We start from the raw sequence: 21369 nt of genomic DNA, 5'->3' as shown, positions 1-21369 counted from the left end.
GCCGGCTGTCACGATGAGCGCATGTACCGACTGCTCCGTGCCCCGCTCCAACCGGTGACCTACTCACGCTGGTTGCACCTCTGCGTGCCCGCCCTGCTGGTGGCCCTGTGGATGTTCATAGGGCCCGAGATGCCGTGGGTTCCGCTGCTCATCGCGGCACCGCTCGGTCTGGTCCCCTGGGTGCGGCTGGTCGAGGGGCTGCAGGCGCGGTTCCTGCTGACCCCGCACGACTGGGACCGCTCGGAGAGCGCCATCAGCGCGGTTCCCTCCAAGCGGTGGAACGACCGGTGGCGGACCCTGCTGTGGCTCGAGGTGCGGTTCGTCCTCGCGGCGGGCGCCTGGGTCCCGACGGTGTGGCTCCCGGCCCTGACGGTCGAGTTGGTCTCGATCGCGATGGGGCATCCGCTGGGTGGGGACCTCATGCTTCCCTTCGCGCCCCCGCGGTGGGCCGCCGCGCTGCTGGTGCCGGTACCCCTGGTCCTGCTCGTCGCCATAGTGGTCCTGCTCGGGGAGCTGATCACCGCGATCGCCCGGCGGCTGCTGGGGCCTTCGGCGGCCGAGCGGCTCACCGCGCTGGAGGAGCGGACCGAACAGCTGCTGGAGCGGAACCGGATCGCCCGCGAACTGCACGACTCCATCGGGCACGCGCTGACGGTGGCGGTGGTGCAGGCGGGAGCCGCCCGGGCGGCCGGCGACCCGGAGTTCACGGACCGGGCGCTGTCCGCGATCGAGGAGACGGGCCGGGCCGCGCTGGAGGATCTGGAACGGGTCCTGGGAGTCCTGCGGGAGTCCGGGCAGCGGCCGTCGCAGCGGCCGACGCTTGTGGAGGCGGACCGGTTGCTGGAGTCGGCCCGGGCCTCCGGCGCGGCGGTGGACGCGCAACTGACCGGGCCGCTCGACACGTTGCCGGGGCCGGTCACCCGGGAGGGGTACCGGATCCTTCAGGAGGCGCTCACGAACGTGCTGCGGCACTGCGGCCCAGTGCCCGTCCGGGTGAGGATCGAGATGGCCCGGGGGCGTCTGGACCTGGAGGTGTCCAACCCGCTGCCGGCGGGGCCGGCCCTGACACACGGCGGGGGGAGCGGGCTGCGCGGGATGCGAGAGCGGGCCGCGCTGCTCGGAGGGGAGGCCGAGACCGGTCCGTACGAGGGCAGTTGGAGGGTGCGCGCCCGGCTTCCGCTGGAGCGAATACGCTGACCGGATGCCGGTTACCGTACTGCTCGTCGACGACGAACCCCTCGTGCGCGCGGGTCTGCGCGCCGTCCTGGACTCCCAGCCCGACATCGAGGTGGTGGGTGAGGCCGCGGACGGGGCCTCCGTGGTCCCGCTCGTCCGGCAGCTCAGGCCGGACGTGGTGGCGATGGACGTGCGGATGCCGCTGCTCGACGGGATCGAGGCGACCCGTGCGGTCCTGAAGTCGGTGGACTCCCCGCCGAAGATCCTCGTGGTCACCACCTTCGAGAACGACGAGTACGTCTACCAGGCGCTGCGGGCCGGAGCCGACGGGTTCCTGCTGAAGCGGGCGAGGCCTTCGGAGATCGTGCACGCGGTGCGGCTGGTGGCGGAGGGCGAGACGCTGCTCTTCCCGGCGGCGGTGCGGGCCCTGGCCGCGGAGTACGGGAACCGGAAGGCCCGGGCGGTGCTGGAGCGGGCCGCGCTGACCGAGCGGGAGGAGGCGGTCCTGCGGCTCATGGCACGCGGCCTCACCAATGTGGAGATCGCGGCCGACCTGATCATCGGGACGGAGACGGTCAAGTCCCACGTCAGCGCGATCCTGGCGAAACTGGGGGCGCGGGACCGCACCCAGGCCGTGATCATGGCGTACGAGTCGGGCTTCGTCTCGCCGGCCTGAGGGGGAGCTGATTCCGGCCGATGGGGGGCCGCTTCTCGCCGCCGCACCGGGGGCGCAGTACGATCCGGCTGACAAGCTCGCTAGCTGGGAGGACACACGTTGGGGCAGCTGACCGGCGGGGACCCCTCTCTGCTCCGGCGGATCAATTCGGCCGTCGTGCTGCGTGCGCTGCGCACGGCCGGATCGCCGACCCTCACCGACCTCACACGGCTGACCGGGCTCTCCCGGCCGACCGTCGAAGGGGTCGTTGAGGGGCTGATCGGGACCGGGCTCGTCGTCGAGGCCGAAGCGGAGGAAGGCGCGCGACGCCAGGGACGGCCGGCGAGGCGGTTCCGTTTCCGGGCCGAGGCGGGACACCTGCTGGGCATCGAGATCGGCTCGCACCGGATCGCGGTGCTGCTGTCCGGACTGGACGGGCGCGTCATCGGCGCCGGCACCAAGGACGTCGCGGAGGACGCGTCCGCGGACGAGCGGCTGGAGCGGGTGCGGGCGGCCGTCGCCGATTTGCTGCGCCGCGCGGGCGTTCCTCGGGACTCCCTGCGGGCGGTCGGGGTCGGCAGCCCCGGGATCGTGGAGGCGGACGGCACGGTCCGCCTCGGCACGGCGCTGCCCGGCTGGACCGGGCTGCCGCTCGGGGAGCGGCTGCGCCGCTCGTTCCGCTGCCCCGTGCAGGTGGAGAACGACGCCAACGCGGCAGCGGTCGCCGAGCACTGGAAGGGCGCCGCGCGGGACACCGGCGACATGGTCTTCGTGATGGCCGGACTCAGTCCCGGCGCCGGCTCACTGATCGGCGGCCGGCTGCACCGGGGCTTCGGCGGAGCGGCCGGTGAGATCGGCGCCCTGCACCTGCTGGGCCGCGAGGTCACTCCCGAGCGGCTGCTGTCCACCACGGGCGAGCCGCTGCACCCCCTGGACGAGCCCGCCGTCGCCGAGGTCTTCGCGATGGCCCGGCGGGGCGACGAGCGCGCGGTGGCGGCCGTGGAGCGGTTCCTGCAGCGGCTGGTCCACGACGTGGCGGCCCTGGTCCTGGCGATGGATCCGGAGCTGGTGGTCGTCGGCGGCTGGGCGGCCGGGCTCGACGGGGTCCTGGAACCCCTGCGCCGGGAGCTGGAACGCTACTGCCTGCGCCCGCCCCGGGTGGCCCAGTCCCTGCTCGGCGAGGCCGCGGTGGCGACGGGCGCCCTGCGGCTCGCGCTGGACCACGTCGAGGAGGAGCTCTTCGCCGTGGAGAAGACGGTCACGGCCCGCCGCTGACCGCTGCCCGGCGGTCCCCCGGCTCTCCGCGGCCGACCGGGCCGCCAGGGCCCGGCCCGGCTCGGGCCGCGGGTCAGGAGGCGACGCGGGGTTCGTGGGTGATCTCGACGTTGCCCGAGTCGCCGAAGGTGAGGCGGCAGGTGTCGGCGCGGTACGTGGCCACCGACACGGCGGCGGTGCCCGCGGCGGTGAAGTAGCGGGTGGTGACGAGGAGGACCGGGGCGCCGGGCAGGCGGTCCAGTTCCTTGGCGTCGTCGGCGCGCGCGGAGCCGAGCTCCACCGAACGGTCCTGGCCGTCGAGGACCAGTCGCTGCAGCTCGCGCAGGACGGCGCGGGCACGGGCCGGTCCGGACGGGGCCTCGATCGCGGGGAGTCCGGGCACCGAGGCGGCCGGGACGTAGAGCAGCTCGGCGGCGACGGCCTGGCCCTGCGCGACCCGGGTGCGGCGCACCGTGTGCACCGGCTGGTCGGCGGCGAAGTCCCCACCGGTAGCGAGGAGCTTGCGCACCGCGGCGGGCGGCACGCTCTCGGCCGCGTCCACCGGCTGCCAGTCGTCGGCGCCGTCGCCGGGCCAACTGTGCTGCGCGGTGCCGACGGAGACGCCCACGCGCGGCGGGGCGACGGTGGTGCCGACTCCGCGGCGACGCTGCAGCCGGCCTTCGAGCTCCAGCTGCTCCAGCGCCTGACGCAGGGTCGCACGGGCGACGCCGAAACGGGCGGCGAGTTCACGCTCGTTGGGCAGGACCTCACCGACGGCGAAGTCCTGGTCGAGCGCCTCGCTGAGGACGGTCTTGAGGTGCCAGTACTTCGGCTCCGGCGCCGTTTCGAGCTGCGTGGTCCCCACCCTGACTCCTCCTGCCGTCGCTGCACTCGCCGTGTGTTCCAGCGGCAGTTCCGCGCCCTTGTTTATTAAAGGTTCCTGCACTATCCCTGCGACGATAGGACGGTGCACCCCCTTGGTCAAGACCAATGCTCATCCCTTTGCCGGGCAGATCGGGCATACGCATCAAGCCGTTCACGGGATGTTCTCGTGGTTCTCGTGTGCTCCGAAGGCTTGTAGTCAAGGGCTACCGGACGGTAATCATGGCGGTAGGCCTTACTGACAGCCTGTCTCGCACGCGTCCCACCGACGAGGAGCAGCAGCATGACCGCCACGGTCTCCTTCACGTTCGATTCGCCGCTCGGCCCCCGCACCACCACCGTCGCCTACGAGCGCAAGGGCTCCGGCGAACCGATTCTCCTGTTGCACGGCATCGGCCATCACCTCCAGGCCTGGCAGCCGGTGACCGACATCCTGGCCGTCGAGCACGACGTGATCGCCGTCGATCTGCCGGGCTTCGGCGCCTCGGAGCCCCTGCCGCAGGGGGTTCCGTACACGCTGGGGACCGTGGCTCCCGCGCTCGGGGCGCTCTGCGCGGCCCTCGGCGTCGAGCGCCCGCACGTCGCGGGCAACTCGCTCGGCGGGCTGCTCGCCCTCGAAATGGGCCGGAACAAGCTCGTCCGCTCGGTCACCGCCCTGTCCCCCGCCGGGTTCTGGACGGAGGGCGAGCGCCGCTACGCCTTCGCCGCCCTCCTCGCGATGCGGGCCGGCGCCAAGGCCCTGCCCCTGCCCGCGGTACGGCGGCTCTCACTCAACGCCGCCGGCCGTGCCGCGCTCACCGGCACCATCTACGCCCGCCCGGCCCGCCGTTCGCCCGACGCCGTGGTCGCGGAGACCCTCGCCCTGCGCGATGCCACCGGTTTCGAGCAGACCCTGGCCGCCGGCGGTTCCGTACGGTTCACCGAGGACGTGCCCGGTCTGCCGGTCACCATCGCCTGGGGGACGCGCGACCGGCTGCTGCTGCGACGCCAGGGCGTGCGCGCCAAGCACACCGTCCCCGAAGCCCGGCTGATCCGGCTCCCGGGCTGCGGTCACGTCCCGATGAACGACGATCCGGCGCTCGTCTCCCGGGTGATCCTGGACACGGCCCGCCGCGCGAGCCTCGTGACGGCCTGAACGGCCGCCCGCGCGACCACCCGCGGCGCCTCCCGGAGTACGGGACGACGTACAGGACGACGGGCCGGGCCGCTGAACGGATGAGCGGCTGACGGCTGTTCATCCGAGGTTCGCGTGGGCGACGCGGCCGGGCCGGGGTGCGACGGCACGCTGGTCCGACCCGTCCTCGCCGGCCCCTGGAGACGCACCGATGGCATCGCTGCCGCACACCCGACGGACCCTCATCGGGGGTTCCCTCGCCCTGTCCTCCGCGCTGTTCGCCGCTCCGGCACTCGCCGCCCCCGCCTTCGCCCGCTCCGGCCGGCCGAAGGCGCTCTGGGGCGTCCAGTCCGGCGAGATCACCGCCCACTCGGCCACCGTCTGGACCCGTTCCGACCGCCTCGCGCGGATGTACGTCGAGACCTCCCCGAGCGAGGCGTTCCGCTACGCCGTACGCCGCCACCGCGGTCCGCTGCTCGGCCCGTCGAGCGACTTCACCGGGACCACCGTCCTGCGCGACCTCCCGCCCGGGCAGCAGATCCACTACCGCGTCGTGCTGGCGGATCCCGACGATCCCCGCCGCACCGCCGAGCCGGTCCACGGCACCTTCCGGACCGCACCCGCCTCCCGCCGCCACGACGTGCGCTTCTTGTGGTCGGGAGACCTGGCGGGCCAGGGCTGGGGCATCAACCCCGACCTCGGCGGCTACCGCGTCTTCGACGAGATGCGGCTGCGCAACCCCGACTTCTTCCTCTTCAGCGGCGACACGATCTACGCCGACGGGCCGATCAAGGAGTCCGTTCCCCTGCGCGACGGCAGCCTGTGGCGCAACGTGACCACGGAGGAGAAGGCGAAGGTCGCCGAGACGCTCGCCGAGTTCCGCGGGAACTTCCGCTACAACCTGCTCGATCGCAACCTCACCGCCTTCAACGCCCAGGTCCCCGTCCTCGCCCAGTGGGACGACCACGAGGTGCGCAACAACTGGTACCCGGGCCAGCTGATCGACGACCCCCGCTACACCGTCAAGGAGGCCGACACCCTCGCCGGCCGCGCCCGCCAGGCCTTCGGCGAGTACTTCCCCGTCACCGACCTGCGCGGCGGCCGCGCCGAGGGCCGGATGTACCGGGTGATGCGGTACGGCCCGCTGCTCGACGTCTTCGTGCTCGACATGCGCACCTACCGGGACGCCAACTCCCCCGGCACCCAGACCGAGGACTCCATCGGCATCCTCGGCGCCGAGCAGCTGGCCTGGCTCAAGCGCGAGCTCTCCCGCTCGCGCGCCACCTGGAAGGTCATCGCCGCCGACATGCCGCTCGGCATCGTCGTCCCCGACGGCGCCGCGAACTTCGAGGCCGTCGCCCAGGGCGACCCGGGGGCTCCGCTGGGCCGCGAGCTCCAGATCGCCGAACTCCTGCGCCACATCAAGCACCAGCGCATCACCGGCACCATCTGGCTCACCGCCGACGTGCACTACACCGCCGCCAACCACTACGCGCCCGAGCGGGCCGCCTTCACCGACTTCGCGCCGTTCTGGGAGTTCGTGTCCGGCCCGATCGGCGCCGGCGGCTTCCCGGCCGGGCGGCTCGACGCCACCTTCGGCCCGGAGACGGCGTACGTCCAGTCGGCACCCTTCGCCAACATGTCGCCGTCCGAGAACCCTCCGTACTACGGTGAGGTCGACATCGACGGCGGCAGCGGGGAGCTCACGGTCCGGCTGCGCCGCCAGGGCGGCGGCGTACTGTTCACCAGGACGCTCCAGCCCGGCCGCGTGAGCCAGTAGGGCGCGGGCCGGTAGGTCACAGGCCGGTAGGGCGCGCGCCCCGGGGTTCACCTGCTCGTTTCCGGAAATGGCTCGGAAAACTGGATGAAATCGGCCAGATGGACACTTAACCAGTCGGTCACAGATCGTTCGTGATCACGCAACACCCCTGGGCCACAGTGGTGTGCATGACTGACCGTAGCCCCGCCTCCGCCCAGCGTCCCCACCGCCACCACTGGCGCCGCGACCTCGTCGAACTCGCCGCCCTGTTCTGCGCCGTCGCGGTGGCCGACGGCATCGCCAATCTCGTCGTGCACGGTCCGAGGGGCCCGATCCTGCTGGTCGCCTCGGCCGTCGCACTCCTGGTGACCGCGGCGTTCCACACCTGGTGGGCGCGGCGGCACAGCCATGCGCCGCCGCCGCAAAGCACAGCACCCGGTGATCCGACGCCGGCCCCGACCCCGGCCGCGGCCTCCGCCCCGACCGCGACCGCGACCGCCGCCACCAGCCTGTGGCGGATGCGCACGACCGTTCGGGACGAGCCCGGCTCCCTGGCGGCCGTCTGCACCGCGCTCGCCCGCAGCGACGTCGACATCCTGACCCTCCAGACGCACCCGCTGCCCGAGGGCGGCACGGTCGACGAGTTCCTGCTGCGCGCCCCGCAGCAGCTGGCCTCCGCCGACCTGGCCCGCGCCATCGCCGCGGCCGGCGGCCACAGCACCTGGATCGAGCGGGCCGACGCCCACGACCTCGTCGACACCCCGACCCGCGTCCTGGGGCTCGCCACCCGGACCGCCCTGGACGCCGCCGAGCTCCCCCTCGCGCTGCGCCAGTTGCTCGGCCGCTGCACCATCCACTCGATCCCGGCGACCACCCTCTCCGGCCGCCCCAACCTCGGCGCCGACGCGCCCGTCGAAGGCGTCCTGGAGGCCACCGTCATGCGGCTGCGCGACCCCTCGGGCGGCGCGATCACCGTGGAGCGCCCCTACCTGCCCTTCACCCCGACCGAGTTCGCCCGGGCCCGCGCCCTGGTCGAGCTCGACGCCCGGCTGGGCCCCCGCGTCCCGCGCAGCCAGGACGTGCTGACCCTGCCCGAGGGCAACGAGATCACCGTGCGCCGCGCCGACGGCTCCGACCAGGCGGCGGCCCGCGCCATGCACGACCGCTGCTCCGAGCGCACCCTCGGGCTGCGCTACCACGGGCCGGTCGCCGACGCCGACCGCTACCTCGGCCACCTGCTGAGCCCCCGCTTCGGCCGCACCCTCGCCGCCACCACCGCCTCCGGGAAGCTCGTCGCCCTCGGCCACCTGCTGTGGGACGGCGACGAGACCGAGGTCGCCCTGCTCATCGAGGACGACTGGCAGCGCCGCGGCATCGGCTCCGAGCTGCTGCGCCGGCTCATCGCGATGGCCGTCGAGGCCGGCTGCGACAGCGTGTACGCCGTCACGCGGGCCGCCAACACCGGCATGGTCGCCGCCATGCGCGGCCTCGACCTCCCCCTCGACTACCAGATCGAGGAGGGCACCCTGGTGATCACCGCCCGGCTCGACGCCACCCCGGTCACCTCGCGCCTGCCCTACGAGTTCCCCCGCGAGCTGCCGTACGACCTGCCGCGCGACCAGCAGGTCGCCGCGCGCCGCCCGCGCTGAGGCCCGTCACCCCGAACGCCCGGCCCGGGGCCGGCCCGCGCACCCGCCGCGGGCCGGCCCCGCCCCACGCGGGAAGGCCGATGGCAATCTGTGATGACGGGAGCACGTCCCCCGTACGAAGATGGCCGCATGTCAGAGATCCTCCAGAACGGCAGCGCACCCCAACTGCCCCGCCAGGTGGCCGACGCGTACGTCGATGCCCTCATCGCCCTCGACCCGATCACGGGCACCTACCTCGGTGTCGCCGCGAGCTCCACCAAGCTTCCGGACTTCTCGCCGGCGGGTCGCGCGGCCGTCGCCGAGCTGGCCCGCGACACGCTCGCCCGCCTCGACGCCGCCGAGGCGCTGCCGGGCGGCGACAGCGACGCCGAGCGCCGCTGCGCCCGTCTGCTGCGCGAGCGCCTCACCGCCGAGCTCGCCGTCCACGAGGCCGACGAGCACCTGTGCGCCGTCAGCAACATCCACGGTCCCGCGCACGAGGTCCGTGAGGTCTTCACCCTGACCCCCTCCGACACCGAGGAGGACTGGGCGGCGATCGCCGAGCGGCTGCGCGCCGTCCCGGCCGCCTTCGCCGGGTACCGCGAGAGCCTGGGACTCGGCCTGGAGCGCGGCCTGTACGGAGGCCCGCGCGCCACGACGACCATGATCGGCCAGCTCGGCGCGTGGGCCGGTGAGGACGGCGAAGGCGGGCCCTTCTTCGAGGAGTTCGTCGCCGCCGGCCCGGACGCCCTGCGCTCCGAGCTGGACGCGGCCGCCGCCGGCGCCACCGCCGCCGTCGTCGAACTGCGCGACTGGCTGCGCGCGGTCTACGCCCCGGCCGTCGAGGACAAGCCGGACACGGTGGGCCGCGAGCGCTACGCCCGCTGGTCGCGCTACTTCAACGGCACGGACCTCGACCTGGACGAGGCCTACGCCTACGGCTGGGCGGAGTACCACCGGCTGCTCGCCGAGATGAAGACCGAGGCCGCCAAGATCCTCCCGGGCGCCGGCCCCTGGGAGGCGCTGAAGCACCTGGACGAGCACGGCACCCACATCGAGGGCGTGGACGAGGTCCAGGCCTGGCTGCAGGGCCTGATGGACGAGGCCATCGAGAACCTCGACGGCACCCACTTCGAACTCGCCGAGCGGGTGCGCAAGGTGGAGTCCCGGATCGCCCCGCCGGGCGGTCCCGCGGCCCCGTACTACTCCTCCCCCTCGGAGGACTTCTCCCGCCCGGGCCGTACCTGGCTGCCCACCATGGGCCAGACCCGGTTCCCGGTCTACGACCTGGTCTCCACCTGGTACCACGAGGGCGTGCCGGGCCACCACCTGCAGCTCGCGCAGTGGACGCACGTGGCGGACCAGCTCTCCCGCTACCAGGCCACCGTCGGCTGGGTCAGCGCCAACTGCGAGGGCTGGGCCCTGTACGCGGAGCGGCTGATGGACGAGCTGGGCTACCTCAAGGACGCCGAGCAGCGCCTGGGTTACCTGGACTGCCAGATGATGCGCGCGGCGCGGGTCATCGTGGACATCGGCATGCACGTGGGGCTGCCGATCCCGGCCGACTCGCCGTTCCACCCGGGCGAGAACTGGACCGTCGACCTGGCCCAGGAGTTCTTCGGCCTGCACAGCGGCCGGCCGGCGGACTTCATCGAGAGCGAGCTGACCCGCTACCTGTCGATGCCGGGGCAGGCGATCGGCTACAAGCTGGGCGAGCGCGCCTGGCTGCTGGGCCGGGAGAACGCGCGGGCGGCGCACGGCGAGTCCTTCGACCTGAAGGCCTGGCACATGGCGGCGCTGTCGCAGGGCTCGCTGGGGCTGGACGACCTGGTGGACGAGCTGTCGAAGCTCTGACGGCGCGGTTCGTGCCGGCCGGTGCGAACGACTGACGGGCCGCTCGTCTCCCCTGGGGGACGAGCGGCCCGTCCGCCTGGGCCGCGTACGCCGCCTGGGCCGCGTACGCCGCTTGGGCGGCGCACGGCGCGCACGCCCCGTAAGGCGTTCACCTCAGCAGCCGCAGTCGTCCGAGTCGGTGGGCGCGGTCAGCGGGTCGGCCTCGGCGCGCTGCTCGCTGCCCTGCCACGTCTCGACCTCGAAGCCCTCGCGGATCCAGTACTCGATGCCGCCGAGCATCTCCTTGACCTGGAAGCCGAGTTCGGCGAGGGCGAGGGCGGAGCGGGTGCCGCCGTTGCAGCCGGGACCCCAGCAGTACGTCACCACGGGGACGTTCTTGTCGAGGAGCCGCTCGGCCTGCTCGGGGATGAGGGCGGTGGGCAGGTGGACGGCTCCGGGCACGTGGGCCTGGTCCCAGGACGGGGTGGATCGGGAGTCGACGAGCTGGAAGCCGAGCTCGACGCCCTGCTCCCGGTGGGCCTTGAAGGCGCTCGCGACGTCCGAGACGTCCGCGTGGAAGGCCAGGCTCGCGGCGAAGTAGGCGGCGGCCGCGGCCGGGGAGGCCGGGGGCACCCGGAGCACGGGGTTGGCGGTGGCGGGGGCGGTGGCGGTGTTCTTCGTCGTCGTCATGGCAAGAAATCTATGATTTGTTGATCACTTACCGGAAGTGACTTTCCCCGGCCTTTTCCTTGTCCTGCCGGTGAATCCCCTGCTAGACCTGCACCATGACCGACTATTCCCCTGACGCCACCGACTGGCGCATCCTGGAAGCCCTCCAGCGGGACGGCCGCGCCAGTTTCACCGAGCTCGCCCGGTCCGTGTCCATGTCCGCGAGCGCGGTCACCGAGCGGGTCCGCCGGCTGGAGGAGACCGGCATCATCACCGGCTACACGGCGGTGGTGGACCCGGAGAAGCTCGGGAAGTCGATCCTCGCCCTGGTGCGGCTGCGCTACCCGCACGGCAACTACAAGCCGTTCCACGACTTCCTGGACGTCACGTCCGAGATCCTGGAGGCCCATCACGTCACGGGGGACGACTGCTTCGTGCTCAAGGTCGCGGCCCGCTCGATGGGGCACCTGGAGGAGGTCACGGGCCGGATCGGGGGCCTCGGTCCGGTCACGACGAGCATCGTCTACTCCTCGCCCCTGCCCAGGAGGCCCCTCAGTCCGTGAGCGCCGCCGTGCGGTGGCGCACGACGGAGCCGCCGCGCTGCTTGACGATCTCCAGCTGGGTCTGGACCCGCGTCCGCAGGTCGGCGACGTGGCTGACGATGCCGACGCTGCGGTCGCGCTCGCGCAGCGAGTCCAGTACGTCGAGCACCTCGTCCAGGGCCTGGTCGTCGAGGCTGCCGAAGCCCTCGTCGATGAAGAGGGTGTCGAGGCGCATGCCGCCCGCCTCGTCGGTGACCACGTCGGCGAGGCCCAGCGCGAGGGCGAGCGAGGCGAAGAAGGTCTCGCCGCCCGACAGGGTGGCGGTGTCCCGCTCGCTGCCGGTCCAGGCGTCGACGACGTGCAGGCCGAGGCCGGAGCGCCCGCGTCCGCCCGCCCGGGCGTCGGAGTGGACCAGGGTGTAGCGGCCGCCGGACATGCGCAGCAGCCGTACCGTCGCGGCGGCGGCCACCTGTTCCAGGCGGGCCGCCAGCACGTAGGCCTCCAGCCGCATCTTGCGCTCGTTGTCGGCGGAGGTGCCCGCGGTGAGTCCGGCCAGCCGGGCGACGCGGTCGTAGGCCTCCCGCAGCGGTCCCAGCGCGCGCAGTTCCTGCTCGGCCTGCCGGGAGAGGCGGTCCAGCTCGACGCAGCGCTCCCGGGCCGCGTCGGCGGCCGAGCCCGCCGTACGCAGCCTTGCCGCGGCCTGGGCGGCGTACGCCTCGGCCCGTTCCGGTTCGGCCGGGGGCAGTGCTGCCGCTTCGGCGGCGCCGGTTTCGCCGCGGCGGTCCGCGAGGAGGGCCTCCTCCGTCTGCCAAGCGTCCAGCCGGTGTTGGAGCGCGGTGCGTTCGTACTCGGGGAGCACCGCGTCGGCCGCGGCCTCGATGGTGTCGAAGCCGGCTTTGAAGGCGGCGTCGGCGAGCTGGTCGTCGGCCTCCTTCAGCCGGGCGGCGGTGGCCTCGGCGCGGCGCAGCGCCGCGGCGGCGGAGGAGACCATCCGGACCCGGTCCTCCAGGGTGCGGGCGCGGGCCGCGACAGTGGGCGCGCCGTCCCGTACGAGGGTCAGTTCGGCCTCCAGGGCGGCCTGTTCCCGGTCCAGGGCCTCGCGGCGGGAGGCCCGGGCGGCGGCCCGGGTCTCGGCGCCCTGCCGCTCGGAGCTGCGCGTGGCGTGCTCCCGTTCGGCGCGGGCGAGCTGTTCGCGGGCGGAGTGCAGACCGGCGGCAGCGGCGTGGGCAGCGGCGTGCCGGGCGCTCAGGTCCGAGGTGAGGGCGAGGAGTTCGGCGGTGGTGGCGTCCCCGGCGGCGGCCGCGGCCTCGGCGCGGGCCTCCCGGGCGGCGGCGAGCCGGCGTTCGACGGCGGCCCGGGCCTGCTCGGCCCGCTCGAAGAGGCCGTGGGCGGCGTCCTCGGCGGCGCGGTCCACGTGGCCGGGGGCCGGGCGGGCCGGAGCAGGGTGTTCCGCGGACCCGCACACCGTGCAGGCCTCCCCCGCCACCAGCGCCTCGGCGAGTTCGGCGGCGATGCCGCGCAGCCGGGCCTCCTTGAGCTCCAGCCAGCGCTCCCGGGCGGCGGCCGACTCCTCGCGCAGGGTGAGCAGTTCGGCCTCGGCGCGCTCGGCCCCGGCATCGAGCTCGTCGCGCCGGCGGGCGGCGTTCAGCTGCATGCGGACGGGTTCCAGCCGGCCCGCGAGCTGTTCGGTGAGGGTGGCGGCCTGCTGGGCGGCGTCCACGCGCTCCTGCAGCGCCGCTCGGGTCGCCTCCCAGCGCTCCAGCCACTCGGCGGACTCCTGGTGCTGTTCCTCGGCGGCCCGTGACTCCCGCTCCAGGTCGGCGCGCTCGCGGCCGATCTCGGAGCTGCGCTGTTCGGCGCGGTGGGCGGCGCCGAGCGCGCCGAGGTCCTCGCGCAGCCGCTGTTCCACGGCGGCCAGCTGTTCGGTGCCCGCCTCCTGCAGCTGCGGCGGGAGTTCCGCGCGGGTGGCCGCCTCCGCGTGCGCGGCGGCGAGGTGGGCGGCGGAGGCGGCGCCGCGCAGTTCCAGGGCGGGGGCGACCGTGGCGCCGCGCCGGGCCCGGTCCAGCAGGTCGCGCACCCGCTCCCGCTCGGGCTCCGCCTCGACGAGCAGGGCGGCCCGGCGGAGGGTCTCCGCGTGCCGGCGCTGGAGCCGGTCGAGCTCGCGCGCGTCCTCGGCGGCCCGACGGGCGGCGTGGTGGCGGCTCTCGACGGCGGCGAGCGCGTACTCGGCGACGTCCAGCCGTTCCCGGGCCGAGCAGCGGGCGACGGCGGCCCAGGCGCGGATCGCGTCGGCGAGCCCGGGATCCCCGGGCTGGTGTCCGGGCAGCGGCCAGGCCCGCAGGTCAGCGCTGTCCCCGGCGGCCTGGGCGAGTCGCTGCGCGGTGTGCAGCACCTTCTCGTCGCCCGCCCGGACCTTGGCCTCGGCGGCCCGGCGGCGCTCTCCGAGCAGGGCCTCGACTGCGGCGAAGCGGCGGGTGTCGAAGAGACGGCCGAGGAGTCGGCCGCGGGCGGCCTCGTCCGCCCGCAGGAACTTCGCGAACTCCCCCTGCGGCAGCAGGACGACCTGGCAGAACTGCTCGCGGCTCATGCCGAGCAGCTGCTCGATCTCCTCGCCGATCTCCTGGTGGGAGCGGCTGAGCGGTTCCCAGCCCTCGCCGGTGTGTTCGCGCAGCCGGCTCTGGGCCTTGTCCTTGGTGGTGCCGGTGCCGCGCTTCTTCGGGCGCTCCTGCTCGGGGCGGCGGGTGATCTCCAGGCGGCGGCCGCCCGCGGTGAGTTCGAGGGTGACCTCGGTGGGGGTCCCGGCGGCGGCGTGGTCGCTGCGCAGGCTGGTGCCGGGGGCCTGGCGGGGGCCGGGTACGGAGCCGTAGAGCGCGTAGCAGACGGCGTCGAGCACGGAGGTCTTGCCCGCTCCGGTGGGGCCGTGCAGCAGGAAGATCCCTGCGCCTGACAGGGCGTCGAAGTCGATCACCTGGGGCTCGGCGAAGGGCCCGAAGGCGGTGACGGCCAGCCGGTGGAGTCTCATCGGTGGGTCTCCTGACGGCTGTCGTCGGCCCGTACGTCGTCGAAGGCGCCCTGGAGGACGGCCCGTTCGGCCTCGTCCGCCCGGCCGCCGCCGCGTACGTGGGCGACGAAGTCCTCGGCGATCTCCTGGTCGCTGCGGCCGCGCAGCCGCTGGGCGTAGGAGGAGCCGGACTCCTCCTCGCGGCCCTCGGGGTCGAAGGCGAGGGCGAGGGTGTGCGGGAAGCGGGCGGCGAGCCGGGCCATGGGGTCGTCGGGGCGTACCGGGTCGGTGAGGGTGGCCTCGACCCAGGCGTCCTCGTGGACCGCGTGCGCCGGGTCCGCCAGCAGGTCGTCGAGGCGTCCGCGCAGCCGTGCGAGGGGGCGCGGTACGGGGGTGTCGATCCGCTCGGCGCCGGTGATCTCCCCGTCCGTGCCCAGTTCGATCAGCCACATGGTCTTGCGGTGGTGGACTTCCGAGAAGGAGTAGGCGAGCGGGGAACCGGAGTAGCGGACCCGTTCGTTGATGGTCTGGCAGCCGTGGAGGTGGCCGAGGGCGGCGTAGTCCACTCCGTCGAAGACGGAGGCGGGCACCGCCTCGACCCCGCCGACGGTGATGTCGCGCTCGCTGTCGCTGGGCTGCCCGCCGGTGACGAAGGCGTGTGCCAGGACGACGGAGCGGGTGCCGGGCGGGCGGGCGGCCAGGTCGGCCCGGATCCGGTCCATGGCCGCGCCCAGTACCGCCTCGTGGCTGACCTTGTCCGCGCTGAACTCGTCCTTGACCAGGGCCGGTTCCAGGTAGGGCAGCCCGTACAGCGCCACCGCGCCGTGCGCGTCGGCCAGGACGACGGGGTGGGCGCAGCCGGCCGGGTCGGTCCGCAGGTGGATCCCGGCGCGGTCGATCAGCCCGGCGCCGACGCCGAGCCGGCGCGCGGAGTCGTGGTTGCCGGAGATCATCACGGTGGGCACGCCGAGGTCGGCGAGCCGGTGCAGGGTGCGGTCGAACAGCTCGACGGCGGGCAGCGGGGGCACGGCCCGGTCGTAGACGTCGCCGGCGACGAGGACGGCGTCGACCTCGCGCTCGCGGACGGTCTCGACGAGGTGGTCGACGAAGGCGGCCTGGGCGCCGAGCAGGTTCACCCGGTGGAAGGCCCGGCCGAGGTGCCAGTCCGAGGTGTGCAGGAACTTCACTCGCCGGCCCCGCCGCGCATGCCGTCTCCCCCTGGTCGTCTCCCGTTCGCTGAACCCCTCTACGCTAACCCGTCCCCGGGGGCGCTCAGGGCGCGTACGTCTCTCCGCCGAGGGTGAGGCCGGCGGTGCCCGCCGTGCTGTCGGCGAGCCAGGCCTCGAAGGCGGGCAGGTCCGCCTCCGGGAGGGCGACCTCGATCTCCACCGCCGAGCCGTAGCGCAGGTCCACCACGGTCCGGCCGGTGGCGCGCAGGTCGTTCTGGGTCTTGCCGGCCCGCTGGTGGTCGACGGTGACGGTGGCCAGCCGGTAGCGGCGCCGGGTGACGGTGCCGAGCTCGTCGAGGGCCTCGCCGACGACGCCGCCGTAGGCCCGGATCAGACCGCCGGCGCCGAGTTTCACGCCGCCGTAGTAGCGGGTGACCACGGCGACGGCGTAGCGGATGTCGCGGCGCATGAGCATCTGCAGCATCGGGACCCCGGCGGTGCCGCCCGGCTCGCCGTCGTCGCTGGCCTTCTGGACGGAGGCCTCGGCGCCGATCACGTAGGCGAAGCAGTTGTGCGTGGCGGTGGGGTGCTCCTTGCGGACGCGTGCGACGAACTCCTGCGCCTCCTGCTCGGTCGCGGCGGGCGCGAGCGAGCACAGGAACCGCGAGCGGTTGATCTCGGACTCGTGCACGCCCTCGCGGGCCACCGTCGCGTACTGGTCTGCCTTCACCGCTCCACCCTACGGGGAATCGGACATGTGTCCTTTCGGTTGATCAGGCTGAACGGGAACGGCAGCAGATTCGAACGACGGACGAGAACCACAGGAGGCGGCGCCCGTGTACGGCGACCCGGCAACCATCCGCAAGATCCTCACCGAGCTCGGCGACACCTGGGCCGTGGTGGGTCTCTCGAACAACCAGGACCGGGCGGCCTACGGGGTGGCGCGCGTGCTCCAGCGGTTCGGCAAGCGTGTGATCCCCGTGCACCCCAAGGCCGAGACGGTGCACGGCGAGCCCGGGTACGCCTCGCTGGCGGAGATCCCGTTCAAGGTGGACGTCGTCGACGTCTTCGTGAACAGCGAGCTGGCCGGACCGGTGGCCGACGAGGCGGCCGCCATCGGCGCCGAGGCCGTCTGGTTCCAGCTCGGCGTGATCGACGAGGCCGCCTACGAGCGCACGCGCGCGGCCGGGCTGAGCATGGTCATGGACCGCTGCCCCGCGATCGAGATCCCGGCGCTCTAGACGCCGGGCGGGCCGGCCGGACGAACGGGTGGGATGGAGACGGCCATCGTCATCTCCATCGGCCCGGGTCCGTCGTTGCGGTAGGCGTGCGGCAGGTTCGCCTCGAAGGAGACGGCCCCGCCCGCGGGGACCGCGTACCGCTCGCCGTCCACGTCGAGCGTCAGCTCCCCCTCGGTGACGTGCAGCATCTCGAAGGTGCCGGCCGGGTGCGGGTCCGAGGCGGTCCCGTCCCCGGGCTCCAGTCGGTAGATCCACATCTCCACCGGCCCGCGCCGGTCGTCGCCGAGCAGCATGCTCGCGGCGCTGCCCGCCGGGGACGACCACATCCGCACCCCCTGCCCGGGCAGCACCACGCGCACCTGCGGGGTGCGGTCGTGGTCCAGCAGCGTGGTGATGCTGACGCCGAGTGCGTCGGCCAGCTTCACGGTGGTCCCGACGCTGGGATTCGTACGGGCCTGCTCGATCTGGATGATCATCCCGCGGCTCACCCCCGCCCTGGCGGCCAGCCCGTCCAGGGTGAAGCCGCGCTCCCCGCGCCACCGCTTGAGGTTGCGCGCGAGCGCCTGGGTGAGCTCTTCGAGATCGGACACGGACCCCCCACTCCATTTCGTCCAACATAGTGGATGACACGGTCCATTAGACTGAACTATCGTGCCGTGTATTCGATGCTGCACTCCACCGTTCACTGCACTGTACTGCGAGGCCCCCATGACCGCCCTCTTCGCCCTGGCCACAGCCGTGCTGTGGGGCCTCGCCGACTTCGGCGGCGGGCTGCTGACCCGCCGGATACCGGCGCTCACGGTGGTGGTCGTCTCGCAGGTCGTCGCCGTCCTCGTGCTCGGCGCGCTCGTCCTCGGCACCGGCGCGTGGCGGGAGGCCGGACCGCAGCTGTGGTTCGCGGTCGGCGCCGGTGCGGTCGGGCCGGTGGCGATGCTCAGTTTCTACAAGGCGCTGGCCCTCGGCCCGATGGGCGTGGTCTCCCCGCTGGGCTCCCTCGGCGTGGTCGTGCCCGTCACCGCGGGTCTGGTCCTGGGCGAGCGGCCCGGCCCCGGCCAGTTCGCGGGCATCGCGGTCGCCGTCGTCGGCATCGTCCTCGCGGGCGGCCCGGAGCTGCGCGGCGCGCCCGTCCAGCGGCGGGCCGTCGTCCTCACCCTGGTCGCCGCCTTCGGGTTCGGCGCGGTGATGGCCCTGATCGCGGAGGCGTCCACCACCCTCACCGGGCTGTTCCTCGCTCTGTTCGTCCAGCGGGTGACCAACGTCGCCGTGGGCGGCGCCGCCCTGTGGGCACAGACCCGGCGCGGCGTGCCGGCCCTGCCGGCGGGCACCGGCCCGCGGATCCTGTGGGGGCTGCTGCCCGCCCTGGCCTTCGTCGGCCTCGCGGACGTCGCTGCGAACGGCACGTACTCCCTCGCCGCCCAGAGCGGCCCGGTCACCCTGGCCGCCGTACTGTCCTCGCTCTACCCGGTGGTCACCGCGCTCGCCGCCTTCGCCGTCCTCAAGGAACGGCTGCGCGGCATCCAGGCGGCGGGCGCCGGCCTGGCCCTCGCGGGAACGGTCCTCCTGGCCGCGGGCTGATCCGAAAGAGACGAACTAGGCCGGCTCGACCTGCGCCTGCTCCGCCTCCGCCAGCCGGGCCAGACCGCGCAGCTGCTCCGGGGTCATCCCGTCCGGGATCGGCACCGGCGCCGGCGTGCGCAGCGGCGGCTGCCAGCCCGTCTCCGGCTCCCAGCGCCGCACGATGCGCGCCGGCGCGCCCGCCACCACGGCGTGGTCCGGCACCTCGCCCCGTACGACGGCCCCCGCGGCCACCACGACGTTGCGGCCCAGTCGCGCGCCCGGGAGGATCACCGCGCCGGTGCCGAGCCAGCACCCCGGGCCGATCTCCACGGGCGCGCTGCGCGGCCACTGCCGGCCGACGGGCTCGTGCGGATCGTCGTAGCTGTGGTTCGTGGACGTGATGTAGACGCCGGGGCCGCAGAAGGTGTTCGACCCGATGGTGATCCGGGCGTCGGCGATGACATGGCTGCTCCGGCCGATGACGACCCCGTCGCCGAGCACCAGCATCGGTTCCGCGCCCAGGTCGAGGTCCGGCATCATCCCGGCGGTCAGGGTGACCTGTTCGCCGATGATGCAGTGCCCGCCGAGCCGGATCCAGGGCTCGCCGAAGATCGTGCCCTGCGGGAAGGCGAGCCGGGTGCCGTCGCCGATCGCCCCGAACCGCAGGGGCCCGGGGGTCTGCGCGGTGACCGCGCCGGCCCGCTGCATCCAGCGCCAGCCGGTGTGGACCGCGCGGCTCGCCAGCCGGCGGCGCAGGGCCGTCAGAGATGAGAACGTGTTCTGCTTTTTCGGCACCCGGCCACGGTAATGCGCCGGGCGGCGGTCGTCCGGGCCACCCTCCTGTGATCTTCACCCCATCGCCGGTACGCCGGGCCGCGTGCCCTACGGTGCTGTTGGCGCGGCACCCGGACCACATCCAGACGGCGGAGGAAGAGAACATGACGCACCAGGCGGCCCAGGCACTCGTGGCGGGTGTCGGCGGAAAGGACCCGGACATCGACGCGACGGCGTTCACCGCGCCCACCTCGGTCGTGGTCGGCGACGTCACCCTCGCCGCCGGCGCGAGCATCTGGTACTCGGCGGTGCTGCGCGCCGACTGCGGCCCGATCACGCTCGGCGCCGACAGCAACGTGCAGGACAACTGCACGGTCCACGTGGACCCGGGCTTCCCCGTCTCGATCGGCGAGCGGGTCTCCATCGGCCACAACGCCGTCGTGCACGGCTGCACCGTCGAGGACGACTGCCTGATCGGCATGGGCGCGACCGTGCTGAACGGCGCGGTCATCGGTGCCGGTTCGCTGGTCGCCGCGCAGGCGCTGGTCCCGCAGGGCATGGTCGTGCCGCCCGGCTCGCTCGTGGCGGGCGTCCCGGCCAAGGTGCGCCGCGAGCTGTCCGAGGAGGAGCGCGAGCACATCCGGATCAACGCCCTGATGTACGTGGAGCTGGCCAAGCAGCACCGGGCCTCGGTGACCCCGGAGGCACGGCCCCGCTAGCGGGACTCCCCCGCCGCCGGCAGCAGGGCGCTGACCGCCCGGTAGTCGTGGCGGCGCGGCCCGGGGCCCGGCCAGCCGGGGCCCTTCCCCTCGTTCGCAGTGCGCAGCCGGCCCGCCCTCCCCTCGCGTACGGTCCGCTCGGTGAGGGTGGCGCCGCGCGCGAGGAGCCGCTCCACCGTGTCCGGGAACCCCCAGTGGGCGGCCCAGTCGAGGGGGGTGCGGCCCTTCATCGGCTCCTCGATGTCGGCGCCCCGGTCCAGCAGCAGGTCGACGAGGTCCGGGTTCCCGCTGTCCAGGGACGTGGCCGCCAGCACCAGCGGTACGTAGCCCAGCTTGCCGGCGGGCCCGCCCGGCGGGGCACCGGCGTCGAGGAGGGCCCGGGCGACTTCCGTGTGCTCGTTCATCGCCGCGAGGGCCATCGGCGTCGTCTCGTGGTACGGGCCGGCCTGCAGCAGGGGGTCGGCGCCCGCCGCGAGGAGCAGCCGGACGATCTCCGCGTGGCCCGCGCACACCGCCAGGTCCAGTGCCCTGCGGCCCCCCACGATCCAAGCGTCCGCCTCGGCGCCCTCGGCCAGCAGGCGCCGCACCCGGGCGGTGTCACCGGCCTCGGCGGCCCGCCCCAGGCCGTTGGCCGGCGGGTGGTAGTGGTCCTTCCTGCCCTCGTCCGACCAGTCGTCGCCGGGTCGCGGCGCCGTCATTCGCCGACCGTCGCCCGCGCCTCCGACTGCGCGGGGATCCCGGCCCCGGCCGCGCCCGCCTCGGCGGCCGCCTTCTTCATCCGGCTGCGCACCACCAGGGTCACCACGAGGCCGAACAGCACGGCGAGGCCCAGGGCCAGCCAGGAGAACCGCTTCAGCCACGGCTCCGCGACGATGCCGACCGTGTAGATGACGGCCGTGGTGCCGCCCGCCCAGAGGATCCCGCCGAGGACGTTGGCGACGAGGAACCGCCAGTACGGCATGTGCAGCACGCCCGCCAGCGGTCCCGCGAAGATCCGCAGCAGTGCCACGAACCGTCCGAAGAAGACGGCCCACATGCCCCACTTCTCGAAGGAGCGTTCCGCCAGCGCCACCTGCTGCGGGCCGAAGTGCTTGGGGAAGCGCCGCCCCAGCTTCTCCAGCAGCGGCTTGCCGCCCCGGCGGCCGATCGCGTAGCCGATCGAGTCCCCGACGATCGCGCCGGTGATCGCGCAGAGCCCCAGGATCACGGGGTCGATCTCGCCGTGCTGTGAGGCCAGCAGTGCCGAGCTGACCAGGATGATCTCGCCCGGCAGCGGAATGCCGAGGCTCTCCAGCCCGATGACCAGACCCACCAGGAGATAGATGCTGACCGCCGGAATCGTCTCCAGCCATTCCTGGATGTGCACCGGTACGTCCTCCCGTGTCGTCCCGGCGCG

General features: G+C 73.9%; 20 protein-coding genes. 11 read left to right on the top strand and 9 right to left on the bottom strand.

The genetic code is table 11. The annotated features are described in order from the left end of the window. The first annotated feature begins 21 nt into the window (after positions 1-21). The 3 genes from ACFYP3_RS29625 (at position 22) to ACFYP3_RS29615 (ending at position 3106) form a co-directional block, all read left to right on the top strand. Positions 22-1197, top strand: a complete 1176-nt coding sequence (locus ACFYP3_RS29625) for a sensor histidine kinase (protein WP_388838972.1) — start codon at positions 22-24, stop codon at positions 1195-1197. A 4-nt stretch (positions 1198-1201) separates the two neighbouring features. Next, positions 1202-1852: a response regulator transcription factor gene (locus ACFYP3_RS29620; RefSeq protein ID WP_030711480.1), complete on the top strand. Its 651-nt coding sequence runs from the start codon at positions 1202-1204 to the stop codon at positions 1850-1852. Between the two features lie 99 nt (positions 1853-1951). After that, positions 1952-3106, top strand: coding sequence for an ROK family transcriptional regulator (locus ACFYP3_RS29615; RefSeq protein ID WP_388469996.1), 1155 nt, complete (start codon positions 1952-1954; stop codon positions 3104-3106). 73 nt (positions 3107-3179) lie between these two features. Here ACFYP3_RS29615 and ACFYP3_RS29610 read toward each other — a convergent pair whose 3' ends face one another. Continuing rightward, positions 3180-3950 (bottom strand): GntR family transcriptional regulator, encoded by a 771-nt coding sequence (locus ACFYP3_RS29610; protein ID WP_388838968.1) that lies wholly within the window; start codon positions 3948-3950, stop codon positions 3180-3182. Positions 3951-4250: 300 nt separating this feature from the next. On the opposite strand from ACFYP3_RS29610, the gene ACFYP3_RS29605 reads away from it, so the two are divergent. From ACFYP3_RS29605 to ACFYP3_RS29590, 4 genes are all read left to right on the top strand, one after another. After that, complete coding sequence (locus tag ACFYP3_RS29605) at positions 4251-5102, top strand: alpha/beta fold hydrolase (protein ID WP_388838965.1); 852 nt, start codon at positions 4251-4253, stop codon at positions 5100-5102. A gap of 190 nt (positions 5103-5292) precedes the next feature. Continuing rightward, positions 5293-6861: an alkaline phosphatase D family protein gene (locus ACFYP3_RS29600; protein ID WP_388838962.1), complete on the top strand. Its 1569-nt coding sequence runs from the start codon at positions 5293-5295 to the stop codon at positions 6859-6861. 167 nt (positions 6862-7028) lie between these two features. Further along, positions 7029-8489: a GNAT family N-acetyltransferase gene (locus ACFYP3_RS29595; protein ID WP_388838959.1), complete on the top strand. Its 1461-nt coding sequence runs from the start codon at positions 7029-7031 to the stop codon at positions 8487-8489. Positions 8490-8618: 129 nt separating this feature from the next. Beyond that, positions 8619-10322 (top strand): DUF885 domain-containing protein, encoded by a 1704-nt coding sequence (locus ACFYP3_RS29590; RefSeq protein ID WP_388838956.1) that lies wholly within the window; start codon positions 8619-8621, stop codon positions 10320-10322. Between the two features lie 153 nt (positions 10323-10475). Here ACFYP3_RS29590 and ACFYP3_RS29585 read toward each other — a convergent pair whose 3' ends face one another. After that, a complete protein-coding gene (locus ACFYP3_RS29585) occupies positions 10476-10991 on the bottom strand; it encodes a rhodanese-like domain-containing protein (RefSeq protein ID WP_388838953.1) in 516 nt (171 codons plus the stop codon). A gap of 95 nt (positions 10992-11086) precedes the next feature. On the opposite strand from ACFYP3_RS29585, the gene ACFYP3_RS29580 reads away from it, so the two are divergent. Beyond that, complete coding sequence (locus ACFYP3_RS29580; RefSeq protein WP_388838950.1) at positions 11087-11533, top strand: Lrp/AsnC family transcriptional regulator; 447 nt, start codon at positions 11087-11089, stop codon at positions 11531-11533. On the opposite strand, the gene ACFYP3_RS29575 is transcribed toward ACFYP3_RS29580, so the two are convergent. The 3 genes from ACFYP3_RS29575 to ACFYP3_RS29565 form a co-directional block, all read right to left on the bottom strand. Beyond that, on the bottom strand, positions 11523-14534 hold the full coding sequence (locus ACFYP3_RS29575) for an AAA family ATPase (protein WP_388838947.1): 3012 nt from the start codon (positions 14532-14534) through the stop codon (positions 11523-11525). The two genes, ACFYP3_RS29580 and ACFYP3_RS29575, sit on opposite strands and share 11 nt — an antisense overlap. Continuing rightward, on the bottom strand, positions 14531-15700 hold the full coding sequence (locus ACFYP3_RS29570; protein WP_388838944.1) for an exonuclease SbcCD subunit D: 1170 nt from the start codon (positions 15698-15700) through the stop codon (positions 14531-14533). Before ACFYP3_RS29570 ends, ACFYP3_RS29575 begins: the two co-directional genes overlap by 4 nt. Before the next feature lie 85 nt (positions 15701-15785). Beyond that, positions 15786-16412, bottom strand: a complete 627-nt coding sequence (locus ACFYP3_RS29565) for a YigZ family protein (RefSeq protein ID WP_388838941.1) — start codon at positions 16410-16412, stop codon at positions 15786-15788. A 106-nt stretch (positions 16413-16518) separates the two neighbouring features. Here ACFYP3_RS29565 and ACFYP3_RS29560 point away from each other — a divergent pair, with 106 nt between their 5' ends. Beyond that, complete coding sequence (locus tag ACFYP3_RS29560; protein ID WP_388838939.1) at positions 16519-16923, top strand: CoA-binding protein; 405 nt, start codon at positions 16519-16521, stop codon at positions 16921-16923. Here ACFYP3_RS29560 and ACFYP3_RS29555 read toward each other — a convergent pair. Then, positions 16920-17513, bottom strand: a complete 594-nt coding sequence (locus ACFYP3_RS29555; RefSeq protein ID WP_388838936.1) for a helix-turn-helix domain-containing protein — start codon at positions 17511-17513, stop codon at positions 16920-16922. The genes ACFYP3_RS29560 and ACFYP3_RS29555 overlap by 4 nt on opposite strands. 118 nt (positions 17514-17631) lie before the next feature. Between ACFYP3_RS29555 and ACFYP3_RS29550 the strand changes: the two genes are divergently transcribed. Continuing rightward, positions 17632-18498: an EamA family transporter gene (locus ACFYP3_RS29550; protein WP_388838933.1), complete on the top strand. Its 867-nt coding sequence runs from the start codon at positions 17632-17634 to the stop codon at positions 18496-18498. A gap of 15 nt (positions 18499-18513) precedes the next feature. Here the strand turns inward: ACFYP3_RS29550 and ACFYP3_RS29545 are convergent, their stop codons facing one another. Further along, complete coding sequence (locus tag ACFYP3_RS29545; protein ID WP_388838930.1) at positions 18514-19275, bottom strand: acyltransferase; 762 nt, start codon at positions 19273-19275, stop codon at positions 18514-18516. A gap of 143 nt (positions 19276-19418) precedes the next feature. On the opposite strand from ACFYP3_RS29545, the gene ACFYP3_RS29540 reads away from it, so the two are divergent. After that, positions 19419-19973, top strand: coding sequence for a gamma carbonic anhydrase family protein (locus ACFYP3_RS29540; protein ID WP_388838927.1), 555 nt, complete (start codon positions 19419-19421; stop codon positions 19971-19973). Here the strand turns inward: ACFYP3_RS29540 and ACFYP3_RS29535 are convergent. Both ACFYP3_RS29535 and ACFYP3_RS29530 read right to left on the bottom strand, forming a co-directional pair. Further along, on the bottom strand, positions 19970-20671 hold the full coding sequence (locus tag ACFYP3_RS29535) for an ankyrin repeat domain-containing protein (RefSeq protein ID WP_388838924.1): 702 nt from the start codon (positions 20669-20671) through the stop codon (positions 19970-19972). The two genes, ACFYP3_RS29540 and ACFYP3_RS29535, sit on opposite strands and share 4 nt — an antisense overlap. Beyond that, entirely contained in the window at positions 20668-21339 is a 672-nt protein-coding gene (locus ACFYP3_RS29530) for a DedA family protein (protein ID WP_388838921.1), read from the bottom strand. Before ACFYP3_RS29530 ends, ACFYP3_RS29535 begins: the two co-directional genes overlap by 4 nt. Between the last annotated feature and the right edge of the window lie 30 nt (positions 21340-21369).

The sequence above is a fragment of the Streptomyces sp. NPDC005533 genome, from assembly GCF_042871845.1.
GTDB lineage: Bacteria > Actinomycetota > Actinomycetes > Streptomycetales > Streptomycetaceae > Streptomyces.
This window is presented reverse-complemented; position numbering and strand designations above follow the sequence as displayed.

What these genes read in the sequence shown, in the direction of transcription:
- ACFYP3_RS29540 (WP_388838927.1), top strand. Translation starts at nt 19,419, where the DNA reads ATGACGCACCAGGCGGCCCAGGCACTCGTGGCGGGTGTCGGCGGAAAG.
- ACFYP3_RS29585 (WP_388838953.1), bottom strand. Translation starts at nt 10,991, where the DNA reads ATGACGACGACGAAGAACACCGCCACCGCCCCCGCCACCGCCAACCCC.
- ACFYP3_RS29605 (WP_388838965.1), top strand. Translation starts at nt 4,251, where the DNA reads ATGACCGCCACGGTCTCCTTCACGTTCGATTCGCCGCTCGGCCCCCGC.
- ACFYP3_RS29535 (WP_388838924.1), bottom strand. Translation starts at nt 20,671, where the DNA reads ATGACGGCGCCGCGACCCGGCGACGACTGGTCGGACGAGGGCAGGAAG.
- ACFYP3_RS29580 (WP_388838950.1), top strand. Translation starts at nt 11,087, where the DNA reads ATGACCGACTATTCCCCTGACGCCACCGACTGGCGCATCCTGGAAGCC.
- ACFYP3_RS29590 (WP_388838956.1), top strand. Translation starts at nt 8,619, where the DNA reads ATGTCAGAGATCCTCCAGAACGGCAGCGCACCCCAACTGCCCCGCCAG.
- ACFYP3_RS29625 (WP_388838972.1), top strand. Translation starts at nt 22, where the DNA reads ATGTACCGACTGCTCCGTGCCCCGCTCCAACCGGTGACCTACTCACGC.
- ACFYP3_RS29620 (WP_030711480.1), top strand. Translation starts at nt 1,202, where the DNA reads ATGCCGGTTACCGTACTGCTCGTCGACGACGAACCCCTCGTGCGCGCG.
- ACFYP3_RS29550 (WP_388838933.1), top strand. Translation starts at nt 17,632, where the DNA reads ATGACCGCCCTCTTCGCCCTGGCCACAGCCGTGCTGTGGGGCCTCGCC.
- ACFYP3_RS29600 (WP_388838962.1), top strand. Translation starts at nt 5,293, where the DNA reads ATGGCATCGCTGCCGCACACCCGACGGACCCTCATCGGGGGTTCCCTC.
- ACFYP3_RS29595 (WP_388838959.1), top strand. Translation starts at nt 7,029, where the DNA reads ATGACTGACCGTAGCCCCGCCTCCGCCCAGCGTCCCCACCGCCACCAC.
- ACFYP3_RS29575 (WP_388838947.1), bottom strand. Translation starts at nt 14,534, where the DNA reads ATGAGACTCCACCGGCTGGCCGTCACCGCCTTCGGGCCCTTCGCCGAG.